22 protein-coding genes are annotated in these 21561 nt (G+C 66.8%); 12 read left to right on the top strand and 10 right to left on the bottom strand.

Annotated features, from left to right (window positions below):
• Nucleotides 1-69 precede the first annotated feature (69 nt).
• Genes BWQ93_RS07135 through BWQ93_RS07115 form a run of 5 tightly spaced genes read left to right on the top strand, consistent with a single transcriptional unit; the run spans nucleotide 70 to nucleotide 5630 of the window.
• Nucleotides 70-1281 (top strand): acyl-CoA dehydrogenase family protein, encoded by a 1212-nt coding sequence (locus BWQ93_RS07135; protein WP_077029915.1) that lies wholly within the window; start codon nucleotides 70-72, stop codon nucleotides 1279-1281.
• A 1-nt stretch (nucleotide 1282) separates the two neighbouring features.
• On the top strand, nucleotides 1283-2266 hold the full coding sequence (locus tag BWQ93_RS07130; protein ID WP_077029914.1) for an acyl-CoA dehydrogenase: 984 nt from the start codon (nucleotides 1283-1285) through the stop codon (nucleotides 2264-2266).
• Nucleotides 2267-2269: 3 nt separating this feature from the next.
• Entirely contained in the window at nucleotides 2270-3640 is a 1371-nt protein-coding gene (locus BWQ93_RS07125) for a wax ester/triacylglycerol synthase domain-containing protein (RefSeq protein WP_077029913.1), read from the top strand.
• The gene (locus BWQ93_RS07120; RefSeq protein WP_077029912.1) at nucleotides 3637-4695 is read left to right on the top strand and encodes a DUF7065 domain-containing protein; all 1059 of its coding nucleotides are present in this window, start codon (nucleotides 3637-3639) and stop codon (nucleotides 4693-4695) included. Before BWQ93_RS07125 ends, BWQ93_RS07120 begins: the two co-directional genes overlap by 4 nt.
• Nucleotides 4641-5630 carry an NAD(P)H-dependent flavin oxidoreductase gene (locus BWQ93_RS07115; RefSeq protein WP_232314762.1) on the top strand — a complete coding sequence of 330 codons (990 nt, stop codon included), beginning with the start codon at nucleotides 4641-4643 and terminating at the stop codon, nucleotides 5628-5630. Before BWQ93_RS07120 ends, BWQ93_RS07115 begins: the two co-directional genes overlap by 55 nt.
• Here BWQ93_RS07115 and BWQ93_RS07110 read toward each other — a convergent pair.
• Nucleotides 5627-6616 carry an NADPH:quinone oxidoreductase family protein gene (locus tag BWQ93_RS07110; RefSeq protein ID WP_077029910.1) on the bottom strand — a complete coding sequence of 330 codons (990 nt, stop codon included), beginning with the start codon at nucleotides 6614-6616 and terminating at the stop codon, nucleotides 5627-5629. The genes BWQ93_RS07115 and BWQ93_RS07110 overlap by 4 nt on opposite strands.
• Nucleotides 6617-6683: 67 nt before the next feature.
• Here BWQ93_RS07110 and BWQ93_RS07105 point away from each other — a divergent pair, with 67 nt between their 5' ends.
• Nucleotides 6684-7664: an NAD(P)H-dependent flavin oxidoreductase gene (locus tag BWQ93_RS07105; RefSeq protein WP_077029909.1), complete on the top strand. Its 981-nt coding sequence runs from the start codon at nucleotides 6684-6686 to the stop codon at nucleotides 7662-7664.
• 1 nt (nucleotide 7665) lies between these two features.
• Here the strand turns inward: BWQ93_RS07105 and BWQ93_RS07100 are convergent, their stop codons facing one another.
• The 6 genes from BWQ93_RS07100 to BWQ93_RS07075 all read right to left on the bottom strand — a co-directional run bounded on the left by BWQ93_RS07100 (nucleotide 7666) and on the right by BWQ93_RS07075 (nucleotide 12629).
• On the bottom strand, nucleotides 7666-8412 hold the full coding sequence (locus tag BWQ93_RS07100; RefSeq protein ID WP_077029908.1) for an SDR family NAD(P)-dependent oxidoreductase: 747 nt from the start codon (nucleotides 8410-8412) through the stop codon (nucleotides 7666-7668).
• Nucleotides 8409-9689, bottom strand: coding sequence for an acyl-CoA dehydrogenase family protein (locus BWQ93_RS07095; protein ID WP_077029907.1), 1281 nt, complete (start codon nucleotides 9687-9689; stop codon nucleotides 8409-8411). The genes BWQ93_RS07100 and BWQ93_RS07095 overlap by 4 nt, the downstream gene beginning before the upstream one ends.
• A 100-nt stretch (nucleotides 9690-9789) precedes the next feature.
• Nucleotides 9790-10857: a phosphotransferase family protein gene (locus BWQ93_RS07090; RefSeq protein ID WP_077029906.1), complete on the bottom strand. Its 1068-nt coding sequence runs from the start codon at nucleotides 10855-10857 to the stop codon at nucleotides 9790-9792.
• Nucleotides 10854-11312 carry a MarR family winged helix-turn-helix transcriptional regulator gene (locus tag BWQ93_RS07085; protein WP_077029905.1) on the bottom strand — a complete coding sequence of 153 codons (459 nt, stop codon included), beginning with the start codon at nucleotides 11310-11312 and terminating at the stop codon, nucleotides 10854-10856. The genes BWQ93_RS07090 and BWQ93_RS07085 overlap by 4 nt, the downstream gene beginning before the upstream one ends.
• Before the next feature lie 41 nt (nucleotides 11313-11353).
• A complete protein-coding gene (locus BWQ93_RS07080) occupies nucleotides 11354-11776 on the bottom strand; it encodes a nuclear transport factor 2 family protein (protein WP_077029904.1) in 423 nt (140 codons plus the stop codon).
• Nucleotides 11769-12629 (bottom strand): SMP-30/gluconolactonase/LRE family protein, encoded by an 861-nt coding sequence (locus tag BWQ93_RS07075; protein ID WP_077029903.1) that lies wholly within the window; start codon nucleotides 12627-12629, stop codon nucleotides 11769-11771. The genes BWQ93_RS07080 and BWQ93_RS07075 overlap by 8 nt, the downstream gene beginning before the upstream one ends.
• 81 nt (nucleotides 12630-12710) lie before the next feature.
• On the opposite strand from BWQ93_RS07075, the gene BWQ93_RS07070 reads away from it, so the two are divergent.
• The 5 genes from BWQ93_RS07070 to BWQ93_RS07050 all read left to right on the top strand — a co-directional run bounded on the left by BWQ93_RS07070 (nucleotide 12711) and on the right by BWQ93_RS07050 (nucleotide 17323).
• A complete protein-coding gene (locus BWQ93_RS07070; protein WP_077029902.1) occupies nucleotides 12711-13592 on the top strand; it encodes an SDR family oxidoreductase in 882 nt (293 codons plus the stop codon).
• Nucleotides 13589-14089: an SDR family oxidoreductase gene (locus BWQ93_RS07065; RefSeq protein ID WP_198040492.1), complete on the top strand. Its 501-nt coding sequence runs from the start codon at nucleotides 13589-13591 to the stop codon at nucleotides 14087-14089. The genes BWQ93_RS07070 and BWQ93_RS07065 overlap by 4 nt, the downstream gene beginning before the upstream one ends.
• Entirely contained in the window at nucleotides 14082-14942 is an 861-nt protein-coding gene (locus BWQ93_RS07060; protein WP_077029900.1) for an SDR family NAD(P)-dependent oxidoreductase, read from the top strand. The genes BWQ93_RS07065 and BWQ93_RS07060 overlap by 8 nt, the downstream gene beginning before the upstream one ends.
• A gap of 108 nt (nucleotides 14943-15050) precedes the next feature.
• Nucleotides 15051-15821 (top strand): FadR/GntR family transcriptional regulator, encoded by a 771-nt coding sequence (locus tag BWQ93_RS07055; protein ID WP_077029899.1) that lies wholly within the window; start codon nucleotides 15051-15053, stop codon nucleotides 15819-15821.
• Complete coding sequence (locus BWQ93_RS07050) at nucleotides 15818-17323, top strand: AMP-binding protein (protein ID WP_083720725.1); 1506 nt, start codon at nucleotides 15818-15820, stop codon at nucleotides 17321-17323. Before BWQ93_RS07055 ends, BWQ93_RS07050 begins: the two co-directional genes overlap by 4 nt.
• Nucleotides 17324-17446: 123 nt before the next feature.
• Here the strand turns inward: BWQ93_RS07050 and BWQ93_RS07045 are convergent, their stop codons facing one another.
• The 3 genes from BWQ93_RS07045 to BWQ93_RS07035 are packed head-to-tail and all read right to left on the bottom strand — an operon-like array spanning nucleotide 17447 to nucleotide 20937.
• Complete coding sequence (locus BWQ93_RS07045) at nucleotides 17447-18235, bottom strand: SDR family oxidoreductase (RefSeq protein WP_077029898.1); 789 nt, start codon at nucleotides 18233-18235, stop codon at nucleotides 17447-17449.
• Nucleotides 18236-18237: 2 nt separating this feature from the next.
• On the bottom strand, nucleotides 18238-19722 hold the full coding sequence (locus BWQ93_RS07040; RefSeq protein WP_077029897.1) for an aldehyde dehydrogenase family protein: 1485 nt from the start codon (nucleotides 19720-19722) through the stop codon (nucleotides 18238-18240).
• Between the two features lie 24 nt (nucleotides 19723-19746).
• Nucleotides 19747-20937 (bottom strand): cytochrome P450, encoded by a 1191-nt coding sequence (locus BWQ93_RS07035; RefSeq protein WP_077029896.1) that lies wholly within the window; start codon nucleotides 20935-20937, stop codon nucleotides 19747-19749.
• 62 nt (nucleotides 20938-20999) lie between these two features.
• Here BWQ93_RS07035 and BWQ93_RS07030 point away from each other — a divergent pair, with 62 nt between their 5' ends.
• The gene (locus BWQ93_RS07030) at nucleotides 21000-21560 is read left to right on the top strand and encodes a TetR/AcrR family transcriptional regulator (RefSeq protein WP_077029895.1); all 561 of its coding nucleotides are present in this window, start codon (nucleotides 21000-21002) and stop codon (nucleotides 21558-21560) included.
• Nucleotide 21561 lies beyond the last annotated feature (1 nt).

Below are 21561 nucleotides of genomic sequence, written 5' to 3'. Positions count from 1 at the left end.
CCGCACAACATGGTTGACGTAGTTATATAACTCAAGCATAGATTCGCCGACGTTTAGGGAGAGCGAGCGATGGACCTGAGCTATGGCGCGGCCGCCGAAGCCTTTCGCGCGGAAGTCCGCGCCTTCCTGTCGCTACACTGGCCGCCGCCCTCGGACACGCGCGGCGCCGAGCTGAAAGCCTTCATCCGCACCTTCCGCGCGCTCGCGACCGGCGAGGGCTATCTCTATCGCGCGATCCCGAAAATCTATGGCGGCTCCGAGCAGCCCGTCGATGTCATCAAGGCGCAGGTGATCCGCGAGGAATTCGCCCGCGCGCGCGCGCCGATGGAGGTCGGCGGCAACGGCATGAACATGACCGTGCCCACCCTGCTCGAAAAGGGGACCGAAGAGCAGAAAGAGCTTTTCATCCGCAAGACCGTCGAGGGCGACTATATCTGGGGGCAGGGCTATTCGGAGCCGGGATCGGGCAGCGACCTCGCGAGCGTGCGCACCAAGGGCGAACTCTCCGCCGATGGCAAAAAATGGATCATCAACGGCCAGAAGATCTGGACCTCGCAGGGCATGCAATCGACCCACATGTTCATGCTCGTGCGCACCGAACCCGACGCGCCCAAGCACGACGGCATCACCTATCTGCTGATCGACCTCGACCAGCCCGGCGTCACCCGCCGCCCGATCCGCCAGATGACCGGCGAGGAGGGCGACCACACCTTCTGCGAATTCTTCTTCGACAACGCCGAAACGCCGGTGAGCTGGCAGGTCGGCGAGCGCGGGCAGGGCTGGACCGTCAGCCGCACGACGCTCAAGCACGAACGCGCAAGCATCGGCGGTGCCGACGGGCTCGGCAAGCAGTTCGCCAAGCTGGTCGATCTTGCCAAGGAGGTCGGCCGCATCGACGACCCGATCGTCCGCGACAAGCTGACGCAGATCGAGGGCTCGGTCCTGTCGCACCGCTATTCGAGCTATCGTATCTTCAGCTGCGCCGCCGCAGGCGAGGACCCCGGTCCGGTCGCGCTGATGATGAAATTGCTGCTCACCGAAATCGGCCACGAAATGGCGTTGCTCGCGCAGGAACTGATCGGCGAGCATGGCTTCCTCGAGCCCGCGGGCGCGGGCGGGCGCAGCAATCGCGGGCCGCGCGGGCCCGAAAAATGGCTCGACCAGATCATGGGCAGCCTCGGCAATTCGATCGCCGGCGGCGCGTCGAACATCCAGCGCAACATCATCGGCGAACGCGGCCTCGGCCTGCCGCGCGACCTTGCGATGAGCGGGGAGCGCTGAGGTGCATTTCCATCTGACCGAAGAGCAGAAGGCGATCCAGGATGCGGTGCGCGGCACCCTCGCCGACAGCTGGCCGATCGAGCGTATCCACGCCTTCGCCGACGGCGACGAAGATTTCGACCGCGCCAGCTGGCATGCGCTGATGGCGCTCGGCCTCGGCGGGATGCTGGCACCCGATAGCGGCATGGGGCTGCTAGATGCCGCGCTCGTGTGCGAGGTCGCGGGCGAGGCAGCCGCCGCGGGGCCGCTAATCGGGCAATTGCTGGCGGTCGCGGCGGTGGTCGCGAGTGGCAAGGGCGATGCCGAGGCGCTGGCAAGCGGCGCGCAGGTCGCGACGCTGCTCCACGGCGGCAGCGACTATGCCCCCAGCGCACGCGCCGCCGACCTGTTCCTGATCGTCGACCGCGCGAAGGGCGTCCGCCTCGTCCCTGCCGCCGACGTCACCATCGAACCCGTGAAGGCCGCCGACCGAACCCGCCCGATGTCCAAGGTCTCCACTCCCGACGATGCCGGCGAAACCCTCTTCGCCGCCACCGACCCGATGACCGCGCGCCTCGCCGACGCCGCGCTCGTCCTCGTCGCCGCCGACGCGCTCGGCGGCGCGCAGAAGGTCACCGACATGAGCGTCGCCTACGCCAAGGAGCGCGAGCAGTTCGGCCAGCCGATCGGACGCTTCCAGGCGCTCAAGCACCAGCTCGCGCATATGGCGCTCGCCGTCGAGCCCGCGCGCGCGCTGGTCTGGTACGCCGCCTATGCCTGGGACGCCGAGCTTCCCGACGCCCCGCGCGCCGCGGCGATGGCGAAGGCGCATCTGTGCGACACCTATATCCAGACCACCCGCGCCGCCGTCGCCGCGCATGGCGGCATCGGCTATACGTGGGAATATGGCCTCAACTACTGGTTCCGCCGCGCGATGGCCGACCGCGCCTGGCTCGGCAGCCCCGCCGAGCACCGCGCCCGCGCCGCAACATTGGCCGGCTGGTAGGCGGTGAACGCAGCCGACCCGTTGCGGCTCGCGCCGGGCGTCCGCCGCCTGCGCCCCGACGATCATTTCATGATCCTGTCAGAGACCGATGCGTCGCCGATGCACGTCGGTGCGCTCATCCTGCTCGACGTGCCCGAGGATCGGCACGCCGAACTCGCCGCTTCGCTCCGCCGCCAGTTCGCCGACCGGCTCCCCGCGACGCCGCTGCTCGTGCGGCTGCACGAGGCGCCCGACGGTTATGACAGCGACGTCTGGGCCGATATCGCCAATGCCGACCTCGAAACCTTGATCGCGGTCGAACCGCATGAAGGCGCGTGGGTCGAAGCCGATCTCTACGCCGCGGTCGCGAGGCTCAACATGCGCCGCCTCAACCTGTCGGGCCCGCCCTTCGCCGTGCATGTCTTCGAGCGGCTCACCGAGGGCGGCAGCGCGCTTTACCTGAAGATGCACCACAGCGTCGCCGACGGCATCGGGTTCCAGACGGTGATGCGCCTGCTCAGCGACGCCGCGCCGCCCGTGACCGCGCGCTTCGCCGACGCGCGGCTGCCCGAGCCCGAGAAGTGGCGCGAAAAGGCCGATGCGCGTTTCGCAGCCGAAGCCGACCTCCGCGCCGAGCAGTCGACACGCCGCAAGGAAGCGCTCGGCGCGCTCGAAGCGCATAAGGGCGACCGCGAACCGACTCCCGATTTCGCGCTCTCGGGGCCGACCTCGGCCGAACGCCGCTATGCGACGATCAGCCTGCCGCTCGCGCGGGTGAAGGCGGTGGGCAAGGCACTCGATGCGACGATCAACGACATTTTCCTCGCGCTCGCGAGCACCGCGCTGCGCAACTATCTGCTCGAGACCGGCGACCTTCCCGACGCGCCGCTCGTCGTCAATTCGGCGCGCTCGTACCGCCGCCCCGAACATGGCGATTTCGGCAACCGCATCGTCGCGCTCCACCCGCATCTCGCGACGCATCTCGCCGACCCCGTCGAGCGGCTGCGCGCGATCCAGGCGTCGATGGCGGCCGAGATGCGCCGCACGCCGCACGACGAAGCCCTTCTCGACGCCGCCGAAAAGCCTTATGGCGCGCGCGACCGCCGCGCTGCCTTCGCCGATCGCCTTGCGGGCGGCAAGCGCCTGATCCCCGGCAACCTGACGCTGTCGAACGTCCCCGGCCCCGCCGAACCGCGCAGCTACGCGGGCTTTGCCCAGCGCCACAATTATCCGGTGCCGATCATCGGCTCGGGCCGTTTCCTCAACATCACTTCGCGGCGAAGCGGCGACTATCTCGACATGGGCGTGATCGCCGATGCCGCGAAGGTCGCCGACGTCGCCCGCATCGCCGCGCTGTTCACCGCCGCGCTCGACGAACTGGAGAGTATCGCATGACCGAAGACCTCGCTTTCAAACCCGAGGATGATCGCTACCACCAACTCTCCGACGATCCTTACGAGACCGAGACCAATTGGTGGTCGTTCAACATCCCCGAACGCAAGATCGGCTGCTGGATCCACGCGCCCTATTATCCGAACCGTAAGGCGATCACCTGGCGCATCTTCGCATGGGACGATGAGGGCTATGACCAGGCGCGCATGGCCTATTACCGCAAGGTCGAGGAAGCGCCGATGCCCGACGCGCCCGACCTGACCGACATCATTTTTCCCGGCGACAGGAACGGCGGCGGCTACAGCCTCAAGATGCTCGAGCCGGGCATGAAATATCACCTGCAATATGAGGATCCGTCGCGGGGTTTCGCGCTCGACTTCACCCACACCGGCCTCCACCAACCGCACCGCTTCCCGCCGGGCAAGCCCCCCTTTATGGCGACCCCGCATTACGATCAGCTCGGCCATGTCGAGGGCTTGATGACTTTGCGCGGCGAACGCATCCGCATCGACGGCATCGGCGTGCGCGACCGCACCTGGGGGCCGCGCGGCGGCCCCTATGCGGCGAGCCCCAAAGTCTATGCCAATGACATGGAGCGCGTGAAGCACCCCGGCGGCGCGCGCTGGCGCGAGATCGAGCGCGAGCGCGGCCGCGGGCGCATCCAATATATCTTCGGCCACCGCCGCGACGGCACAGGCTTTCTCGGCTTCGCACGCGTGCAGGACGGCGACGCCGACGGCTGGTCGCCGATGAACGCCGGCTGGATCCGCCGCGATGGCCAATTCGGCAGCCTCGACGCGGCCAAGTCACGCATGCGCGTCTTCCGTAGCCCGCAGACCGGCTGGAGCACGCATATGCAGGTCGAACTCGTCGACGAGCATGGCCGCGAGATGAAGAGCGAAGGCTTCACCGTCAGCACGATGAGCGAGGCGGGGTACGGCGTGAACCAGCTGATGCGCTGGGACATTGACGGCGGCATCGGATGGGGCGAGGATCAGGATGTGTGGAACCCCGTCCATTTCGTTCGCGTGCTGGACGCGTTGAAGGCGACCGCCTGACCGCGATGTTCGACCGGCTGACGCTTCCCCTGATGTGCGCGCCGATGAGCTTTGCCTCGTCGGTGCCGCTCGCGACCGCCTGCTGCCACGCTGGCGTGATCGGCGGCTGGCAGGGCGGGACGATCACCCCCTTCGAACTGTTCGAGGATTATTTGACGGCTCTCGCCGACACGGGCGGGGCGCCGCCGATCGTCAACATGCCCGCGCGCTGGGGCAGCGACCCCGCGGGTGCCGACCGGCTCGCGCTGCTCGAACGCTACCGCGTCCCGCTCGTCCTTTCGAGCCTCGGCGATCCGTCGGCGCTGGTCGAGCGCGTCCATGGCTGGGGCGGGCGCGTCGTCCACGACGTCACCACGATGAAGCACGCCGAAAAGGCGATCGCGGCGGGCGCCGACGGGCTGATGCTGACCTGCGCCGGGGCGGGCGGGCATACGGGGTTCCTGACCCCCATGGCCTTCGTTCCCGCGGTGCGGGGGATGTTTGGCGGGCTGCTGATCGTCGCCGGCGGTATCGCCGACGCGCATGGCATCGCGGCGGCGCTGGCGCTCGGCGGCGATATCGCCTGCATGGGCACGCGTTTCATCGCCACGCCCGAAAGCGGCGTGGTCGAGGGGCATCGGACGATGATTCCGACAGTGGGCGCCGACGATATCGTCGCCTCGGCGGCGATGAACGGCGTGCCCGCGCACTGGATGCGCCAGTCGATCGAGGCGGTCGGGCTTGACGCGAAAGCATTGCCCAATGTCCGCTCGCCGATGCCCGAGGGCGTGATGCCCTGGCGCGATATCTGGAGCGCGGGGCAGAGCGTCGGGCTGATCGACGCGGTCGAGCCGGTGGCGGCGCTGGTGGCGCGGCTGAAGGCCGAGTTCGAGGCGTTGCCGCCCGGACCCGACTGGCGTGCCCGCCTGACCGCAATCGAAGCCGGCTGGGCCTAGCCGATCACCAGCACGATCCTGCCCGCGCTTTTACCCGCCGCCGCATCGGTCATCGCCGCGCGAAATTCTTCCAACGGATAGGTCCGCGCCACCGCTGGCCGCAGCTTCCCTTCGCCCGCCAGCGCGAACACGTGGTCGCGGTTGGCTTCGCTCTTCTCGGGCTCGAAAATCCCGAACTGCCGCACATCGACGCCGATCAGGCTCGCACCCTTCAAGAGCGGCAGATTGGTCTTGAGTGCGGTCATCCCGGCCGGAAAGCCGATCACGAGATGCCGCCCGTTCCACGCCAGCGAGCGAAACGCCGGATCGGTCGCGTCGCCGCCGACGGGATCGAAGACGACGTCGACACCCTTGCCATCGTTCGCCGCTTTCACCGCCTCGCGCCAGTCGTCGCCGCGCGCATCGACCACCGCATCGGCGCCGCCCGCGACCGCCAGCGTGCGCTTGGCCTCGTCCGACGCCGAACCGATCACCCGCGCGCCGAGCAGCTTGCCGATCTGCACCGCCGCATAACCCGTCGCCCCGCCCGCGCCGAGCACCAGCAGTGTCTCACCCGCCTTCAGCTGCCCGCGATCGACCAGTGCGTGCCACGCCGTCGCATAGCTCACCGGGAACACCGCCGCTTCCTCGAACGACAGCGCTTCGGGCATCCGGCGCACGACGCGCGCGGGCAGGTTCGCCGCCTCGGCGAACATGCCGCCCCAGCCGCTCGCGATGACCTTGTCGCCGACCTTCAATCCCGAAACCTCGGTCCCGACCGCCTCGACCACCCCCGCGCATTCGCTGCCCGGAATGAAGGGCACCGGCGGCTTCACCTGATAGCCGCCGCCCGCGGTGAGCACATCGACGAAGCTGATCCCCGCCGCCCTGATAGAAATCCTCACTTGAGTGGGCGACGGCGGACCCGGATCATGCTCGACGAGGACATAGTTTTCGGGCGGACCCAGTTCGTCTGCGCGAACGGCGCGAAGCAGGGGAGCGGTCATCGGACACCTCTTGTTTTTGCATGCCTAGAAGTATAACCAAGTTATATAAGTATTGGAGGATGGGCAGATGGGTTTCAAGACGCGGATCACCGAAATGCTGGGCATCGAGCATCCGATTGTCCAGGGCGGAATGCAGGCGGTGGGCACCGCCGATATGGCGAGCGCGGTATCGAACGCCGGCGGCCTCGGCATCATCACCGCATTGACCCGGCCGAGCCCGCAGGCGCTGCGCGACGAAATCGAGCGCTGCCGGTCGATGACCGACAGGCCGTTCGGGGTCAATCTGACGGTCTTTCCGACGATCAACGCGCCCGATTACAACGCCTATGCCGACGCTGTGGTCGAGAGTGGGGTCAAGATCATGGAAACCGCGGGCACGCCGGCGGTGCGCGAGATTTGGGCGCGGGTGAAGCCGCATGGGGTGACTATCCTCCACAAATGCACCGCAGTGCGCCACGCGCTCTCGGCCGAAAAGGCCGGCTGCGACATCATCTCGATCGACGGTTTCGAATGCGCGGGGCACCCCGGCGAGGACGATATCCCCGGCCTGATCCTGATCCCGGCGGCGGCCGACAAGGTCAGGATTCCGATGCTCGCCTCGGGCGGCTTCGGCGACGGCCGCGGGCTGGTCGCGGCGCTCAGCCTCGGCGCCGAGGGCATCAACATGGGCACGCGCTTCTGCGCCACGAAGGAAGCGCCGGTCCACGATAATGTGAAGCAGGCTTATCTCGACAATGACGAGCGCGGCAGCTTTCTGATCTTCCGCAACTTCAAGAACACCGCGCGCGTCGGCAAGAGTCCGGTCAGCGAGGAAGTCGTTCGCCGTCTCGCGCTGCCCGACGCCAAGTTCGGTGACGTGCAGGAACTGGTCGCGGGCACCGCGGGCCGCGAACTGCTCCAGACCGGTGACCTCAGCAAGGGCGTCTTCTGGGCGGGCATGATCCAGGGACTGATCCACGATATCCCGACCTGTCAGGAACTGATCGACCGGATCATTTCGGAGGCCGAGGCGATCCTCGACCAAAGGCTGGCGGGTTTCCGCACCTGAGCTATTGCTGTCCGCCATCGACGCGGACCAGCGCGCCGGTGGTGTAGGACGACGCCGGACTCGCCAGCATCAGCGCGGCGGTCACGATCTCCTCAGGCCGCCCCGGGCGCCCGAGCGCCACCGGCTGCGTCTCGCGCTTCTTCGGGTCCCATGCTTCGGCGATGTCGGTCAGGAACGGCCCCGGACTGATCGTGTTCACGCGCACCTTGGGCGCATATTCGCGGCTCAGCGACACGCTCATCGCGTTGAGCGCCGCTTTCGCCGATCCATAGGGAATCACCATCGGCAACGCCATCAATGCCCCCGACGAGCTGATGTTGATGATGCACCCTCCATCGCCTTCGCTCATCCGGTGCGCGACCTGGCTCGCGAGGCGAAACGGCCCCTTGAAGTTCAGATTGAGCACCGAATCGAACAGGTTTTCGGGCATCTCGTGGCTGGGGCAGGCGGGCGACATGCCGGCGTTGTTGATCAGGATGTCGACGCGTCCGAACTCCGCATAAGCCGCCTCGATCAGCCCGTCGATCTCGGCCCAGCGCCCGCAATGCACGCCATAGGCCATCGCCTTGCGCCCGAGCGCGCGGCATTCCTCCGCCACGCTCTCGCAATTCTCCAGCTTGCGGCTGGCAATGATCACATCGGCACCGCGCTCGGCGAGCGCTTTCACCATGCGATAGCCGAGCCCGCGCGAGCCACCGGTGACGAGCGCCACCTTGCCGGTGAAATCGAACAGCGGATCGGGGGTCATGCGGCGTTCCTCTCTTTGATCGCGACGAGCCGGGTCGGGATATGCTCGCTCGGGAACAGCCCCGGCGCGGGCGTCGCATTTTTGAGATAGGCTTTCGCGACCTGTATCTTGTGCACTTCGGTCGGCCCGTCGGCCAGCGCCATTGCGGGCAACCCCATCCACATGTCGGCGAGCGGCAGTTCGAGCGTCATGCCGAGGCTGCCGTGCAGCTGGATCGCGCGCTGGACGATGTCGTGATAGACCTTCGCCATCTGCACCTTGCACATCGCGATATAAGTGCGCGCGGCCCCGTGCGGCTCGTTGTCGATGATCCACGCAGTCTTGAGCACGAGCAGGCGGAACTGTTCGAGCTCGATGATCGAATCGGCGATCGCCCCCTGCACGAACTGATGCTCGCTGAGCTGTTTGCCCTGCGTGCGGCGCGACACCGCGCGTTCGAGCATCATGTCGATCGCGCGCTGGCATTTGCCGACGGTGCGCATCGCATGGTGCACGCGCCCGCCGCCGAGCCGCGCCTGCGCAACCTTGAAGCCCTCGCCGGGTCCGCCGAGCATCGCGTCCAGGGGCACGCGCACCTTGTTGTAGCGGATATAGGCGTGGGTGCCGTCGTTCTCGCCCTTGCTGTCGCCCATCGTCTGCGAGTGGCGGACGAATTCGACCCCCGGGGTGTCGGTAGGCACGATCAGCATCGACATCCGCCCGTGCGGCGGGTTCTCGGGATTGGTCACCACCATCACAATGAGGAACGCGGCATAGCGCGCGTTCGACGAGAACCATTTCTCGCCCTCGATCACCCACGCGTCGCCGTCGCGCCATGCGCGGCAGGTGAATTCCTTGGGGTCGGCGCCCGCCTGCGGCTCGGTCATCGAGAAGGTCGATACGATCGTCCCGTCCATCAGAGGCTGCAGATATTGGGCCTTCTGCGCCTCGGTCCCGAACATCGCGAGGATTTCGCTGTTACCCGTGTCGGGCGCGGCGGTGCCGAACACGGTCGGCGCCCAATAGCTGCGTCCAAGGATTTCGTTCATCAGCGCGAGGGTCAGCTGGCCATAGCCCGGTCCGCCGAGCTCCTTGTCGAGGTGGCAGCCCCACAGTTCCTGCGCCTTCACCTGCGCCTGCAGCGGCGCCATATACGCCCGCGATTCCTTGTTTGCGACGTCATAGGGCGCGCCATGCCCGGGGAAGAGCAGGTCCATCGGCTCGCACTCCTCGCGGACGAACTTCGCCATCCAGTCGAGTTTGGCCTGCAACTCGGGTTCGATGCGGAAATCGATCATGTCTGCTCCTCGTCATCCCGGCGAAGGCCGGGATCTCTCCCTATCTGTCTCCCATCGCCGTCGAGATCCCGGCCTTCGCCGGGATGACGGAAAGGGAAGATCACCCGATCAGCCGGATCAATTTCTCGGCCTCAGCGAAATTGCCGCGCACCAGCCGGTCGAAAAAGCGCCCGGTCTCGGCGCTCAAGATACCCTTTGCAGCCTGCGCGACCTTGTACTCAAGGATGCAGCCGCCCTTGAACATCGCGAGGATGAGATAATAGTCGAAGCTCGCCATGTCGCGACCGGTGCCCGCGGCATAATGCGCCATCAATTCCTGCCGCGTCGGCCAGTCCATGACATTGTAGAGCGATTTTTCGGGAATATGCCCCGGGAAGCGTTCGTCGCGGATGCCGTTGCAGAACCAGGCGACGTCGAGCAGCGGGTCGGCGATCGTCGACAGCTCCCAGTCGATCAGCGCGGTGAGGCGGCACGGCGGGTCGAAGGCGAAGAGCGCGTTGGGCGTGCCGACATCGCCATGGATGATGCCGGGACGGAAATCACTGGGCCGGTTCGCGCGCAGCCAGTCGCGCGCCAGCGCATAGCCGGGCAGCTCGCGCCACTCGAAATCATAAAGCTGCTTGTAGCTCCGGATCTGGCCTTCCCAGCGATCGACCTGGCGCTCGAGGAAATTGTCGGGCCGCCCGAAATCCTCCAGCCCCACCGCCTTATAGTCGACATTGGCGAGCGCGATCAGCCCGTCGACCATCGCGAAGGGCACTTCGCGCGCATGCGGCGGTTTGTCGAAGGGTGGCCGGTCGTGGATCTTGCCGTCGCTGAGGTCGGCGGGCCAGCCCGCGACCAATTCCATGACGTAGAAGGGCGCGCCGATGACTTGCGCGTCGGCGCAGCTGCCGTGGCAGACGGGGTGCGGCACGTCGGTGCCATTGAGCGCGGTGAGCACCCGCGCCTCGCGCAGCACGCTCTTCTCGCTGCCCGGCGGCGGCACCGCCGGCGGGCGGCGCAGGATCAGCGTCTGGCGGCCGCGGTTCAGCGACAGGATGACGTTCGATGTGCCGCCGTGGATTTTCGCGATCGCCAGCGGGCCGTCGCCGAGTGCCGGAATATGGGCGTCGAGCCACGCCGTCAGCCGATCGCGGTTCGCCAAGGCTGCCACATCGTCGCTCATCCTTCGCGCTCCCGCAAATAGGCTTCGATTTCGGTGCGGATGGCGTGCATCCGTTTCGCGGCTTTCGCGAAATCCTTGCTGTCGATCCGCGCCAGCACCGCTTTCGTCACGGCCTGCGCCCGCTTGTGATCTGCCGCCTTCAGCGCATGGCCGGCTTTGGTCGCGACGATCAGCGACGCGCGCTTGTGTTCGGGATTGTCGGTCAATTCGACCAGCTTCAGTTCGGCCAGCCGGTTTGCCGCGCGTTGCACCACCTGCCGCGGATGCCCCAGGCTGCGCCCGATCTGCGCGACGGTCGGCGGCGTGGCGGCATTGACCACCGCGGTCAGCACCATCAGCTCCATCTCGGGAAGCCCGCTTTCCGCGCGCGTCTCGGCGAACAGCGCGCGCATGCGTCCGCGGAGGCGCGCAACCTCGTCGGCGAATCGTTCGAAATCGGGGAAGCGCTCGGACATGGCACTTTGATGTCCAATTGACACTTTAGTGTCAATATTGATCAGCGCGACGTCATTCTCTCGAACAGCGAGCCTTCCGCCTGCCAGTCGATCCGCACCCGGCGGTGCGCAAAGCGCCAGCCTTCTGCAGTGCGCACCAGCCGGTCGTCATAGGTCCCGCTATGGTCGGGTCCGAAATTGCTGTGCACGGTGAAATAGCTGCGCGCGGTGGCAGAATCGCCGTCGACCGCGATCAGCGGGTTGGTGATATGGTGGCGGATGAAGGTCAGCCGTGCATCGCGCGTGCCAGACGACAGCGCCGCCGCGATCGCCGTCGGCCCTTGCGGCGCCTTGCCCAGATATTCGAGTATGCCGTCCGCGGCGAAACAGGCGGTCATCTCGGCAAGGCGCCCGCGGTCGCCATTGTAGGTATAGCGCGCGAGCAGGTCGCGGATCGCGTCGCGGTCGTGTGCCAGGTCAGCCATTATAGTGAAGCTCCAGTCCGGGCTCGTCCCAGCGCGTCTTCACCAGCCGGCCCGTCGTCGACAGGGTGATCCACGCGTCGCGCATGTCCGCGCCGCCAAAGGCGATATTCGTGACATAGCGCTCGCCCGGGATTTCGAACTTGGTCACCGTGCCCGCGCGCGTGATCGTCGAGATGCCGCCTTCGTAGAGCGTCGCGACGCATATATTCCCCGCCGCGGTCACTGCTAGGCTATCGAAGCCTACGGCGCCCGGCGCGGTCGCGACCCACGCCGGCTTCTGTTCCTCGACGCGCCGGTCGTATCGCCACAGCCGCGCCTGATGCGTGTCAGCGACATAGACATGCCGCCCGTCGGGCGACAGGCCGACGCCATTGTACGAGATCGCGTGGCGGTTGATCGCGGTCATCGCCGATCCGTCGGGCGCCGCCGCGAACAATCCGCTCGCGGTGCGGATGCCGTCGTGGCTCTTGCCCAGGTCGGTGAACCACATCAGGCCGTCGGCGTCGAAGACGATGTCGTTCGGGGCCTCGAGCGCCACGCCGTCGCACGCGTCGTACAGCCGCTCGAACCGCCCGGTCGCCAGATCGACGCGCTCGATCCGCCCCTCGTGCCCCGGCCCGCGCGCATTCTGGAATTTGGCGAGGTCGAGCCCGCCGTTGTTGCAAACATAGAGCGCGCCGTCGGGGCCGATCGCCGCGCCGTTCGGCCCGCCGCCGATCTCGCAGACCGTCTCCTTGCGCCCGTTCCAGCAGCGCGTGATACGCCCGCCGGCGAGTTCGACGACAATCACCGATCCGTCGGCCATCACCACCGGCCCCTCGGGAAAGGCGAGGTCCTCCGCAACGATCTCCAAAGCGCCTCTCCTATATAACCTAGTTAGTCATGTCTTGACACGCGCCGGGTCCGGGCGCAACCCTGCGCACAGGGAGAGACGATGCCAGTACCAGCCCATCATATCGTGGCGACGCCGCCGCCGTTCGACGCGCCGCCCTATCCGGCGGACATCTTCGCGGGGCAGGTGGTGCTCGTCACCGGCGGCGGCTCGGGCATGGGGCTCGCCATGGCCAAGGCCTTTGCGCAGGGCGGCGCCGACGTCGCGGTCATGGGCCGCAGCCTCGAGCGCGCGCAGGAAGGCGCGGCGCAGATCGCGGCGCTCGGCGTGCGCACCCATGCGATCAGCTGCGACGTGCGGCTCCCCGAAGCCGTCACCGCCGCCTTCGACGAGGCGGAAGCGGCGCTCGGCCCTATCGGCCTGCTCGCCAACAATGCCGGCGCCAATTTCCCGGTGCTGGCCGAGGATATCTCGCCCAACGCCTGGAACGCCGTGACGCGCATCGCGATCGACGGCACCTTCCTCTGCTCGACCGAATATGCCCGGCGCCGCATCGCTGCCGGCAAGGGCGGAGCAATCATCAACAACAGCGCGCAATATATCTGGACCGGCTTTCCCGGCGACGCGCACAGCGCCGCCGCCAAGACCGCGCAGGCGACGATGACACGCAAGATGGCGGCCGACTGGGCGCCGCACGGCGTCCGCGTCAACGCGATCGCTGCGGGTTTCTTCCCGCACGAAGGCTCGGTCTCGGGCCGCCGCGAAGAAGGCGTCGAGCCCTTGCAGGCGATGATCCCCGCGGGCCGCACCGGCAGCATCTGGGAATTCGGCTGGCTCTCGGCGATGACCTGCACCCCGCTGTTCGGCGCCATGACCGGGCAGGTGATCGTGCAGGACGGCGGCGAGAGCCTGCGCCGTTCGCTGATGATGCCCGACTATGTCCCGCCGCGCGAACGGGTGGATGGACCCTGGGGATGGAAATGAACGGCTGGCTGGCGGGCAAACGCGTGGCGATCGAGGGCGACGGTCCGGCGATCGCGGCGGCACTCGAAGCGGCGGGCGCCATGCTCGTCGAGGGCGAGGCCGATATCTGGGTTCATGTCGCCCCGCCGTCCGAGGTTAAGCCCGCCCACGAACTCACCCACACCGAATGGCGCGCCAGTCTCGATGCCGGTCTCGACCGCCGTTTCCTCGGCGCCAAGGATTTTGCCGCTGCGTGCCGCGCGCGCGGACAGGGCGGGGCGGTGCTCTTCGTCGGTGCCCCCGAACAGGCGCTCGGCGCCGATCAGGCGGCCGCCGCGGGCGCGCTCGGCAACCTCACGAAGACCTTGGGCGTCGAATGGGCGCGTGACGGTATCCGCGTGAACGCCATCCTGACGAGCGAGACCGGCGACACGCTCGGCAATCTCGCGGCCTATCTCGCGAGCGACTATGCCGCTTATGTCACCGGCGCGGTCATCGGGATCGCCCTCGATGACTGACCGGATTCGCCTCGACGGGCAGGCGGCCTTCGTCACCGGCGGCGGGGGTGGCATCGGCCGTGCCATCGCGATCCGGCTTGCCGAAGCGGGCGCCGATGTCGCGATATACGACATCTTTCCCGAACGCGCCGAGGAAGTCGCGGACCGGGTGAATGCGACTGGGCGCAAAGCGCTCGCGATCCAAGGCGACGTCATGGACAGCGATGCCCTCCGCGCCGCGATCGACACCGCTGCCGCCGAATATGGCCGCCTCGACATCCTCGCCAACAATGCCGGCGGCGTCTCGGCGCGCCCCTTTCTCGAGCAGAGCGAGCGCAGCATGCGTAAGCATATCGACATGAACCTGATGTCGATGCTGATCGCGACCCAAGCCGCCGCGCGGCATATGATCGCCGGAAATCGCGGCGGCTCGATCGTCAATGTCGCGAGCATCGAGGCGAGCCGTGCCGCGCCCAATTTCGCCGTCTACTCCGCGTGCAAGGCGGGCATGCTCAGCTTCACCAAATCGATGGCGGTCGAGCTTTCGGAGCATGGCATCCGCGTCAACTGCATCGCCCCCGATCACACGGTCACCCCCGGCAACCAGGGCAATCGCGCCGGCCCGGTGGATCCTGCGACCTGGAAAAAACACAGCCCCGAAACGATCGACGCGATGAACCGCCTGATCCCGCTCGGCCGCGAAGGGATCGATATGGAATGCGGCGACGCCGCGGTCTTTCTGTCGAGCGCGATGGCGAGCTATATCACTGGCGTGCTGCTGCCCGTCGACGGCGGCACCTGGGGCGCTTCGGGCTGGGTGCGCGGGCGCGACGGCAAATGGACGCTCAACGAAGGACTGGCATTTGGGGCCTAAACCGAGGAAATGGCTGCGACATTGCGGCCCCCCGACAAAAGCCCTACAGACGCGGCTTGAGTAACGGTCAATTATAGAGTGGCCGGAGCAGGGGCAGGATTGGTGAATATGGAAAATGGCAGCGCGCGCATCCGGGTGCCGAAGACGTCGGAACTGGTCGCCGACCAGATTCGGGCGCAGATCATCCGCGGCGAACTGACCGAAGGCGACTCGCTGCCTCCCGAGGGCACACTGATGACCACGCTCGGCATCTCGCGCCCGACGCTGCGCGAGGCGTTTCGTATTCTCGAGGCCGAAAATCTGATCAGCGTTGTGCGCGGCTCGCGCAGCGGCGCGCGCGTGCACCAGCCCTCGACCGAACTCGTCTCGCGCTACGCGGGCTATGTGCTCGAGGCGCAGGGGACGACGATCGCCGACCTCTATGCGGCGCGCCTCGCGATCGAGCCCACCGTCGTGCGCTGGCTGGCGACCGCCAAGGGGCAGACGCCGGGCTTTGCCAAGCTCAAGCAGGTGCTGGCCGACCTCGACGCGATGCTGAAGGCCGAAGCCTATGCCGAGTTCGTCGACAATGTATCGCCTTTTCACCAGACATTGGTCGAGGCGACCGGGAACAAGACGCTGAGTTTCATGAACCGGATGCTGCTCAACCTCGGCCGCCATCACCAGAACGACTATCAGCGGCGCCATCCACGCACGACCGAGGATAAGTATAAGAGCCTGCGCGCCGGCTTCAAATCCTTCGAGAAGCTGGTAACGCTGATCGAGGCAGGTGACGTCGAAGGCGCGGTGTCGCACTGGCGCCTGCACCTTCGCAACGCCAACGAGACCTGGGCGGCGCGCGGCGAGGGCGAGCGGACCGTCGACTCCCTGCACGGATGAATTTCGCCGAAGCGATGATCGCCGCGGCGGCGCGCGCACCGCACGCCGGCCTGACCGTCGCGTCGGACAGCAACGCGGTCGAAACCACGCTCGGAGAAGTCGTTGCGGCGGGGCGCCGCATGGGCACGCGCATGACCGCGCAAGGCATCGCGCGCGGCGATATCGTCGCCTGCATGCTCCCCAATTGGCGCGAATGGCTCGTCGTCGCGGTCGCCGCGGCGCAGGCGGGCGCGGTGCTGCTGCCTATCGTCACCATCTATGGCGCCAAGGAGCTCGGCTTCATCCTGCGCCAGTCGAAGGCGAAATGGCTTTTTACGCCGGACCGGTTCCGGAATGTCGACTATGCCGAGGTCGTGGCCGATTGCGGCGACCTTCCCTCACTCGAACGCCATATCGCGACCGGCCCCGATTTCGCCGCGCTCGAAGCCGAGGGCCCGATCGCCGACGCCGTGCCGGTCGACGCAACCGACCTAGCCCTGCTCGTCTATACCTCGGGCACCACAGCCGACCCCAAGGGCGTGATGCACTCGGCGCACGGCTTCCTCGCCGAGATGGAAACGATGCGGCTGATGCGTGCCGGCAGCGACGACGACGCGGTGATCTCGCCCTGGCCGCCGGGCCATGTCGCGGGCGCGCTGTCGATGTACCGTTTTCTGACGCAGGGCGTGCCGCTGGTGTTGATGGACCAGTGGGACGCGGCGCTCGCGGCCGAGCTGGTCGATCGCCACCGCATCACCTCCTCGTCGGGCACGCCCTTCCACCTCTCGGGCATGATCGCTGCCGCCGATGCGCAGGGCCACGACCTGAGCTCGCTCCGCCAATATCTCGTTGGTGCGGCGCCGGTGCCGCCGTCGCTGATCGAGCGCTGTCAGGCGCAAGGTCTAGCCGTCTATCATTGCTACGGATCGAGCGAGCATCCGACCGTTACCTCGGGCGTCGTCGACGACCCGCTCGACAAGCAGCTCCATACCGAGGGCCGCGCGATTATCGGCTCGGAGATGCGCTTCGTCGACGACGACGGCAATGATGTGCCGCCCGGCGAAGACGGCGAAATCTGCACTCGCGGCCCCGAGTTGTTCATGGGCTATCTCGACGCGTCGCTGAACGAGGCGGCCTTCCTGCCCGGCGGCTGGTACCGCACCGGCGACATCGGCCGGCTCGACGAAGGCGGCTACCTCCTGATCACCGACCGCAAGAAGGACATCATCATCCGCGGTGGCGAGAATATCTCGTCGAAGGAGGTCGAGGCGGTGCTGCTAAGCCATCCGGCGGTCGCCGATGTTGCGGTGGTCGCGGCCAAGGACGAACGCATGGGTGAGGTCGTGCGCGCCTGCGTCGTGCTGGCGCCGGGCGCGACGCTGACGCTGGACGCGGTGCGGGATCATTTCTTCGCGGCGGGCATCGCGAAGCAGAAGACGCCCGAGCGGTTGAGCCTTTTCACCGAATTGCCGCGCAACGCCTCGGGCAAGGTGCTGAAGCACGAGTTGCGGCGGACGGCCTGAAATATTTACAGACCTCCATCCCGTTCGCCCTGAGCTTGTCGAAGGGCCGTTCTTTTCTTCTACCGTCAAAAACAAGAACGGTGCTTCGACAAGCTCAGCACAAGCGGATGTTGGTGCCGAAGATCAATTCCGCATGATGAAGCCGCCATCGACGTTCAGCGCCTGACCGGTGATCCAGTCGCCCGCGGGCGAACACAGCAGCAGCAACGCGCCCACCAGATCCTGCGGCTCACCGCGCGGTTGCTTGACCACGCGCGCCATCGCGGCCTGCACGAAGGGGCTTTCGTCGGGGGTCAGCGCCTTGCCCGCGTCGGACATCGTCATCCCCGGCGCGATCGCATTGACGTTGACGTTCATCCGCCCCAGCTCGGTCGCGAGCGTCGTCGTCAGCCCGAGCAGCGCGACCTTGCTGATCCCGTAGGTCGTTTGCGCCGGAAAGCCGCCCGCCGATAGCTGGTTGACGATCTTGCCGCCGCCGCGCGCCTGGAATAGCGGCACCGCCGCCTTCGAACAGATCAGCGCCCCGGTCAGGTTGACGCGCATCAGCTTGTCGAAATCGGCGATGCTCGTCTGGATCGCCGGCGTGCCGACGGCTTCGACCATCAGCGCCGCATTGTTCACCAGAATGTCGAGCCCGCCGAACGCCGCGTTGGTCGCCTCCATCATCGCCGCGACCGAAGCCTCGTCGGCGATATCGACCTGCACCGCCAGCGCCTTGCCGCCTGCGGCCTCGATCTCGCCCGCGACGCGCTCGGCGCCCTCCTTGTTGAGGTCGGCGACGACGACGCTCGCTCCCGCATTGGCGAGGCCGACCGCATAGGCGCGGCCGATGCTGTTGCCGCGGCCGCCCGCGCCGGTGACGATCGCGACCTTGCCGTCGAGGCGGAACTGGTCGTTGGTGAAATCGGCCATGGTCAGGCCTCCTGCTTCGGGAAGATCGGGGCGCCAACGCCGATGGTGACGGTTTTGTAGTGCAGGAATTCGTCGATCCCCGCCTTGCCGCCTTCCTTGCCGAAGCCCGAGATGCCGATGCCGCCGAACGGCGTGTACGGATTGATCTGGAAGCCGCCGTTGACATAGACGCCGCCGGCGTTCAGCCGCTCGGAAATCCGGTGCACGCGCTGCAAATCGTTCGACTGGATCATCGCCGCGAGGCCATATTCGCTGTTGTTGGCGATCGCGATCGCCTCTTCCTCGGTCTCGAATTTCATCACCACCACCGCCGGGCCGAAAATTTCGACCTGACTGATCTCATGATCCGGATCGGCATCGACGATCAAGGTCGGCTCGATGAAATTGCCGTCGGCGAGATCGCCGCCGCAGCGCCCGCCGCCCAGCTCGAACTTCGCCGCGCCGTCGGCTTTCGCGCGCTCGAACATGCCGAGGATGCGGTCGACCGCCGCCTTGTTGATCACCGGCCCGACCGCGACCGTGGGGTCCATCGGATCGCCGACCTTGAACTGGCCGATGATCGCTTTGAGCCGTGCGACAAAATCGTCATAGACGCTGGCGTGGACCAGCTGGCGGGTGGGAAGGGCGCAGCCCTGTCCCGACAGGCAGCCAACGGTCCAGAAGACGGCGCGCTCGGCCGCGGCCTGAATGTCGCAATCGGGGAAGACGAGGCTCGCCGACTTGCCACCGAGTTCCATGACGCTCGGCTTGATCTCCTCCGCGCAGGCGGTCAGGATCTTGCGCGCGGTGATCGGCCCGCCGGTGAAGCTGATCTTGCGGATCTTCTTGTGCCGCACGATCGCGTCGCCCGCCTCGCCGGTGCCCGGGAAGATCGACAGCACGCCGTCGGGCACCCCCGCCTCCTTGCAAAGCCGCGCGAACATCTCGGGCGCGAAGGGGGTGATTTCGGCGGGCTTGCAGATCACGCAATTGCCTGCCGCCAGCGCCGCCGCAACCTTCATGCCCAGCGAGATCAGCGGCCCGTTCCAGGTGATGATGATGCCGACGATACCGATCGGCTCGGGCACGGTGTAGCTGAGCTCGCCGCGCGTATCGAAGGTCGAGATCAGCTCGCCCGACATCTTGTCGCACCAGCCGGCATAATAGCGCGTCCAGCCCACCGCGGTATCGACCCCGCGCTCGCCGACCATCAACGTCGTGCCGCCGTCGAGCGCGGCCATGCGGGCCAGCTCGGCCTTGTTCGCTTCGAGCAGGTCGGCGAGCCGGTTCAAGATGTCGCGCCGCACCTCGGGCGCGGTCCGGCGCCAGCTCTCCTGCACCGCGACGGCCTTGGCCACCGCTTCCTCGACCTCTTTCGCGCCCGCGAGCGGGATGTCGGCCTGCGTCTGCTGGCTGACGGGGTGGAGGTGCGGGTGCGTGCCGCCGCTGCCGCTCGACCGTTGTTCGTGCCCCAGATGCAGATGCACTGCGGGTGCTGCGCTTGCCATGTCTCTATCTCCCAATGAAAGTTTTCAGGCGTCCCACGCCAGATGCAGATGTTCGAGCGCCATCACGCTGCCGCCGCGGCACGTCTCGTCGCCCTTGGTGACCTGGCGGAAATGGCCGATGCGGCCGAACCAGGCGCGGTAGAAGATGATCAGTTCCATGCGCGCGAGATGCAGGCCAAGGCAGGTGTGGATGCCCGATCCGAACGCCGCGTGGCGATAGAATTGCCTTTCGACCGAAACCGTCTTCGGGTCCTCGGTCAGCGTCTCGTCCCAGCCGACGAGCGGCAGCGGCGCGAGGATGCAGTCGCCCGCGCGCAGCTGTGCGCCGCCCAGTTCGGTATCCTGCGTCACATAGCGCGGCGTGGCGACAAAGGCGTAGCGGCGCAGCAATTCCTCGACCATGTTCGGGATCACCGCGGGATCGTCGATCGCGCGCTGGCGGAGCGTTTCGTCGTGCGCGAGGTGGCGCATGCCGAAGCTCATCGCATTGGTCACCGTGTCGAGCCCGGCGAGGAACATCAGGAAGCCGATCGACATCAGCTCCTCGAAGGTGAGCTTGCGCCCGTCGACTTCGCCCGCGATGATCTTGGAGATCATGTCGTCTTTTGGCTCGGCCATGCGCTGCTGGATCAATTCGGCGAGGTTGCCGACGATCGCCTGCGCGAGCTGGTTGCGGTTCTCGTTGCTCGCCTGCGAATGGAAAAAGCCGGTCACGAGGCCGCGAAATTCCTCGAACTTCTCCATCGGGAAGCCGAACAATTCCATGAACACTGCGACGGGCAGGCGCGACCCGATCGCCTCGACGAAATCGCACTCGCCTTTGTCCACGACGCCGTCCAGCAACTGGTCGGTCCACGCCGCGATGCGCCCGTCGAGCGGCTCGATCGCCTTGGATTCGAAAAAGGGGCGCAGCATCTGGCGATACGGCCGATGCTCGGGCGGATCGAGCATCTCGGGGATCATCTTGGGCTGGTCGGGGCTGGGCGGGATCGACAGATAACGGCTCGAGAAAAGCTCGGGATGCCGCACCACATGCTGCACCGTCGCGCCGGTGTTGCACACCCAGTGGCCGCCATGCGCGCTGGTCCAGAACACCGGCGGCGCGGTCTCCTTCAGCTCCCAGTAACGATCGTGGCAATCGGCGAGCACGCCGGGGTCGGCGATATAGTCGAATTCATAGACGGGCGTGCGCTCCGCAGCCTGCGACTCGGTCATCTTGTCTCTCCCATTGACGTAAGTAAACGATGGTTTACATAGTGAGTCAACGGGGAGAGTTTATGCAAACGACGATCGAAGCACCGGCCCGCGACGCCGACCGCACCCGCGCAGCAATTCTTTTTGCTGCGCAGCAAGTCTTCGCCGCGAAGGGGTTTGCCGAGGCGGGGGTTCGCGACATCACCGCGCTGGCGGGGGTGAACCCGTCGCTGGTCAGCCGCTATTTCGGCGGCAAGCTCAAATTGTTCGAGGCGGCGCTCGACGCGGCGCTCGACCCGCGGCTGATGACCGACCTGCCCAAGGACCAGTTCGGAAAGATGATCGTCGCGCGCTTCGCCGACGAGGACGACCGCGTCAGCCCGCTGCCTATGATGTTCAGCGCCGCGTCGGATCGCGAGGCGCGCGCGATTGCTCAAAGACTGCTCCGCGACCGGGTGTTTGAGCCGCTCAAACACTGGTTCGGCGGCGCGAGCGCCGATGTGAAGGCGGCGCGCTTCATGATGGTCTCGCTCGGCTTCTTCGCCTATCGCGACCAGCTCCCGCTCGCCGAATTCGCAGGGCGCGTCGAGCCGCGGCTGCGGCAATGGCTCGAACGCGAGTTCCAAGCCATCGTCGACGACTGAC

The organism is Sphingopyxis sp. QXT-31 (assembly GCF_001984035.1).
In the GTDB taxonomy this organism is placed as follows: domain Bacteria; phylum Pseudomonadota; class Alphaproteobacteria; order Sphingomonadales; family Sphingomonadaceae; genus Sphingopyxis.
This window is presented reverse-complemented; position numbering and strand designations above follow the sequence as displayed.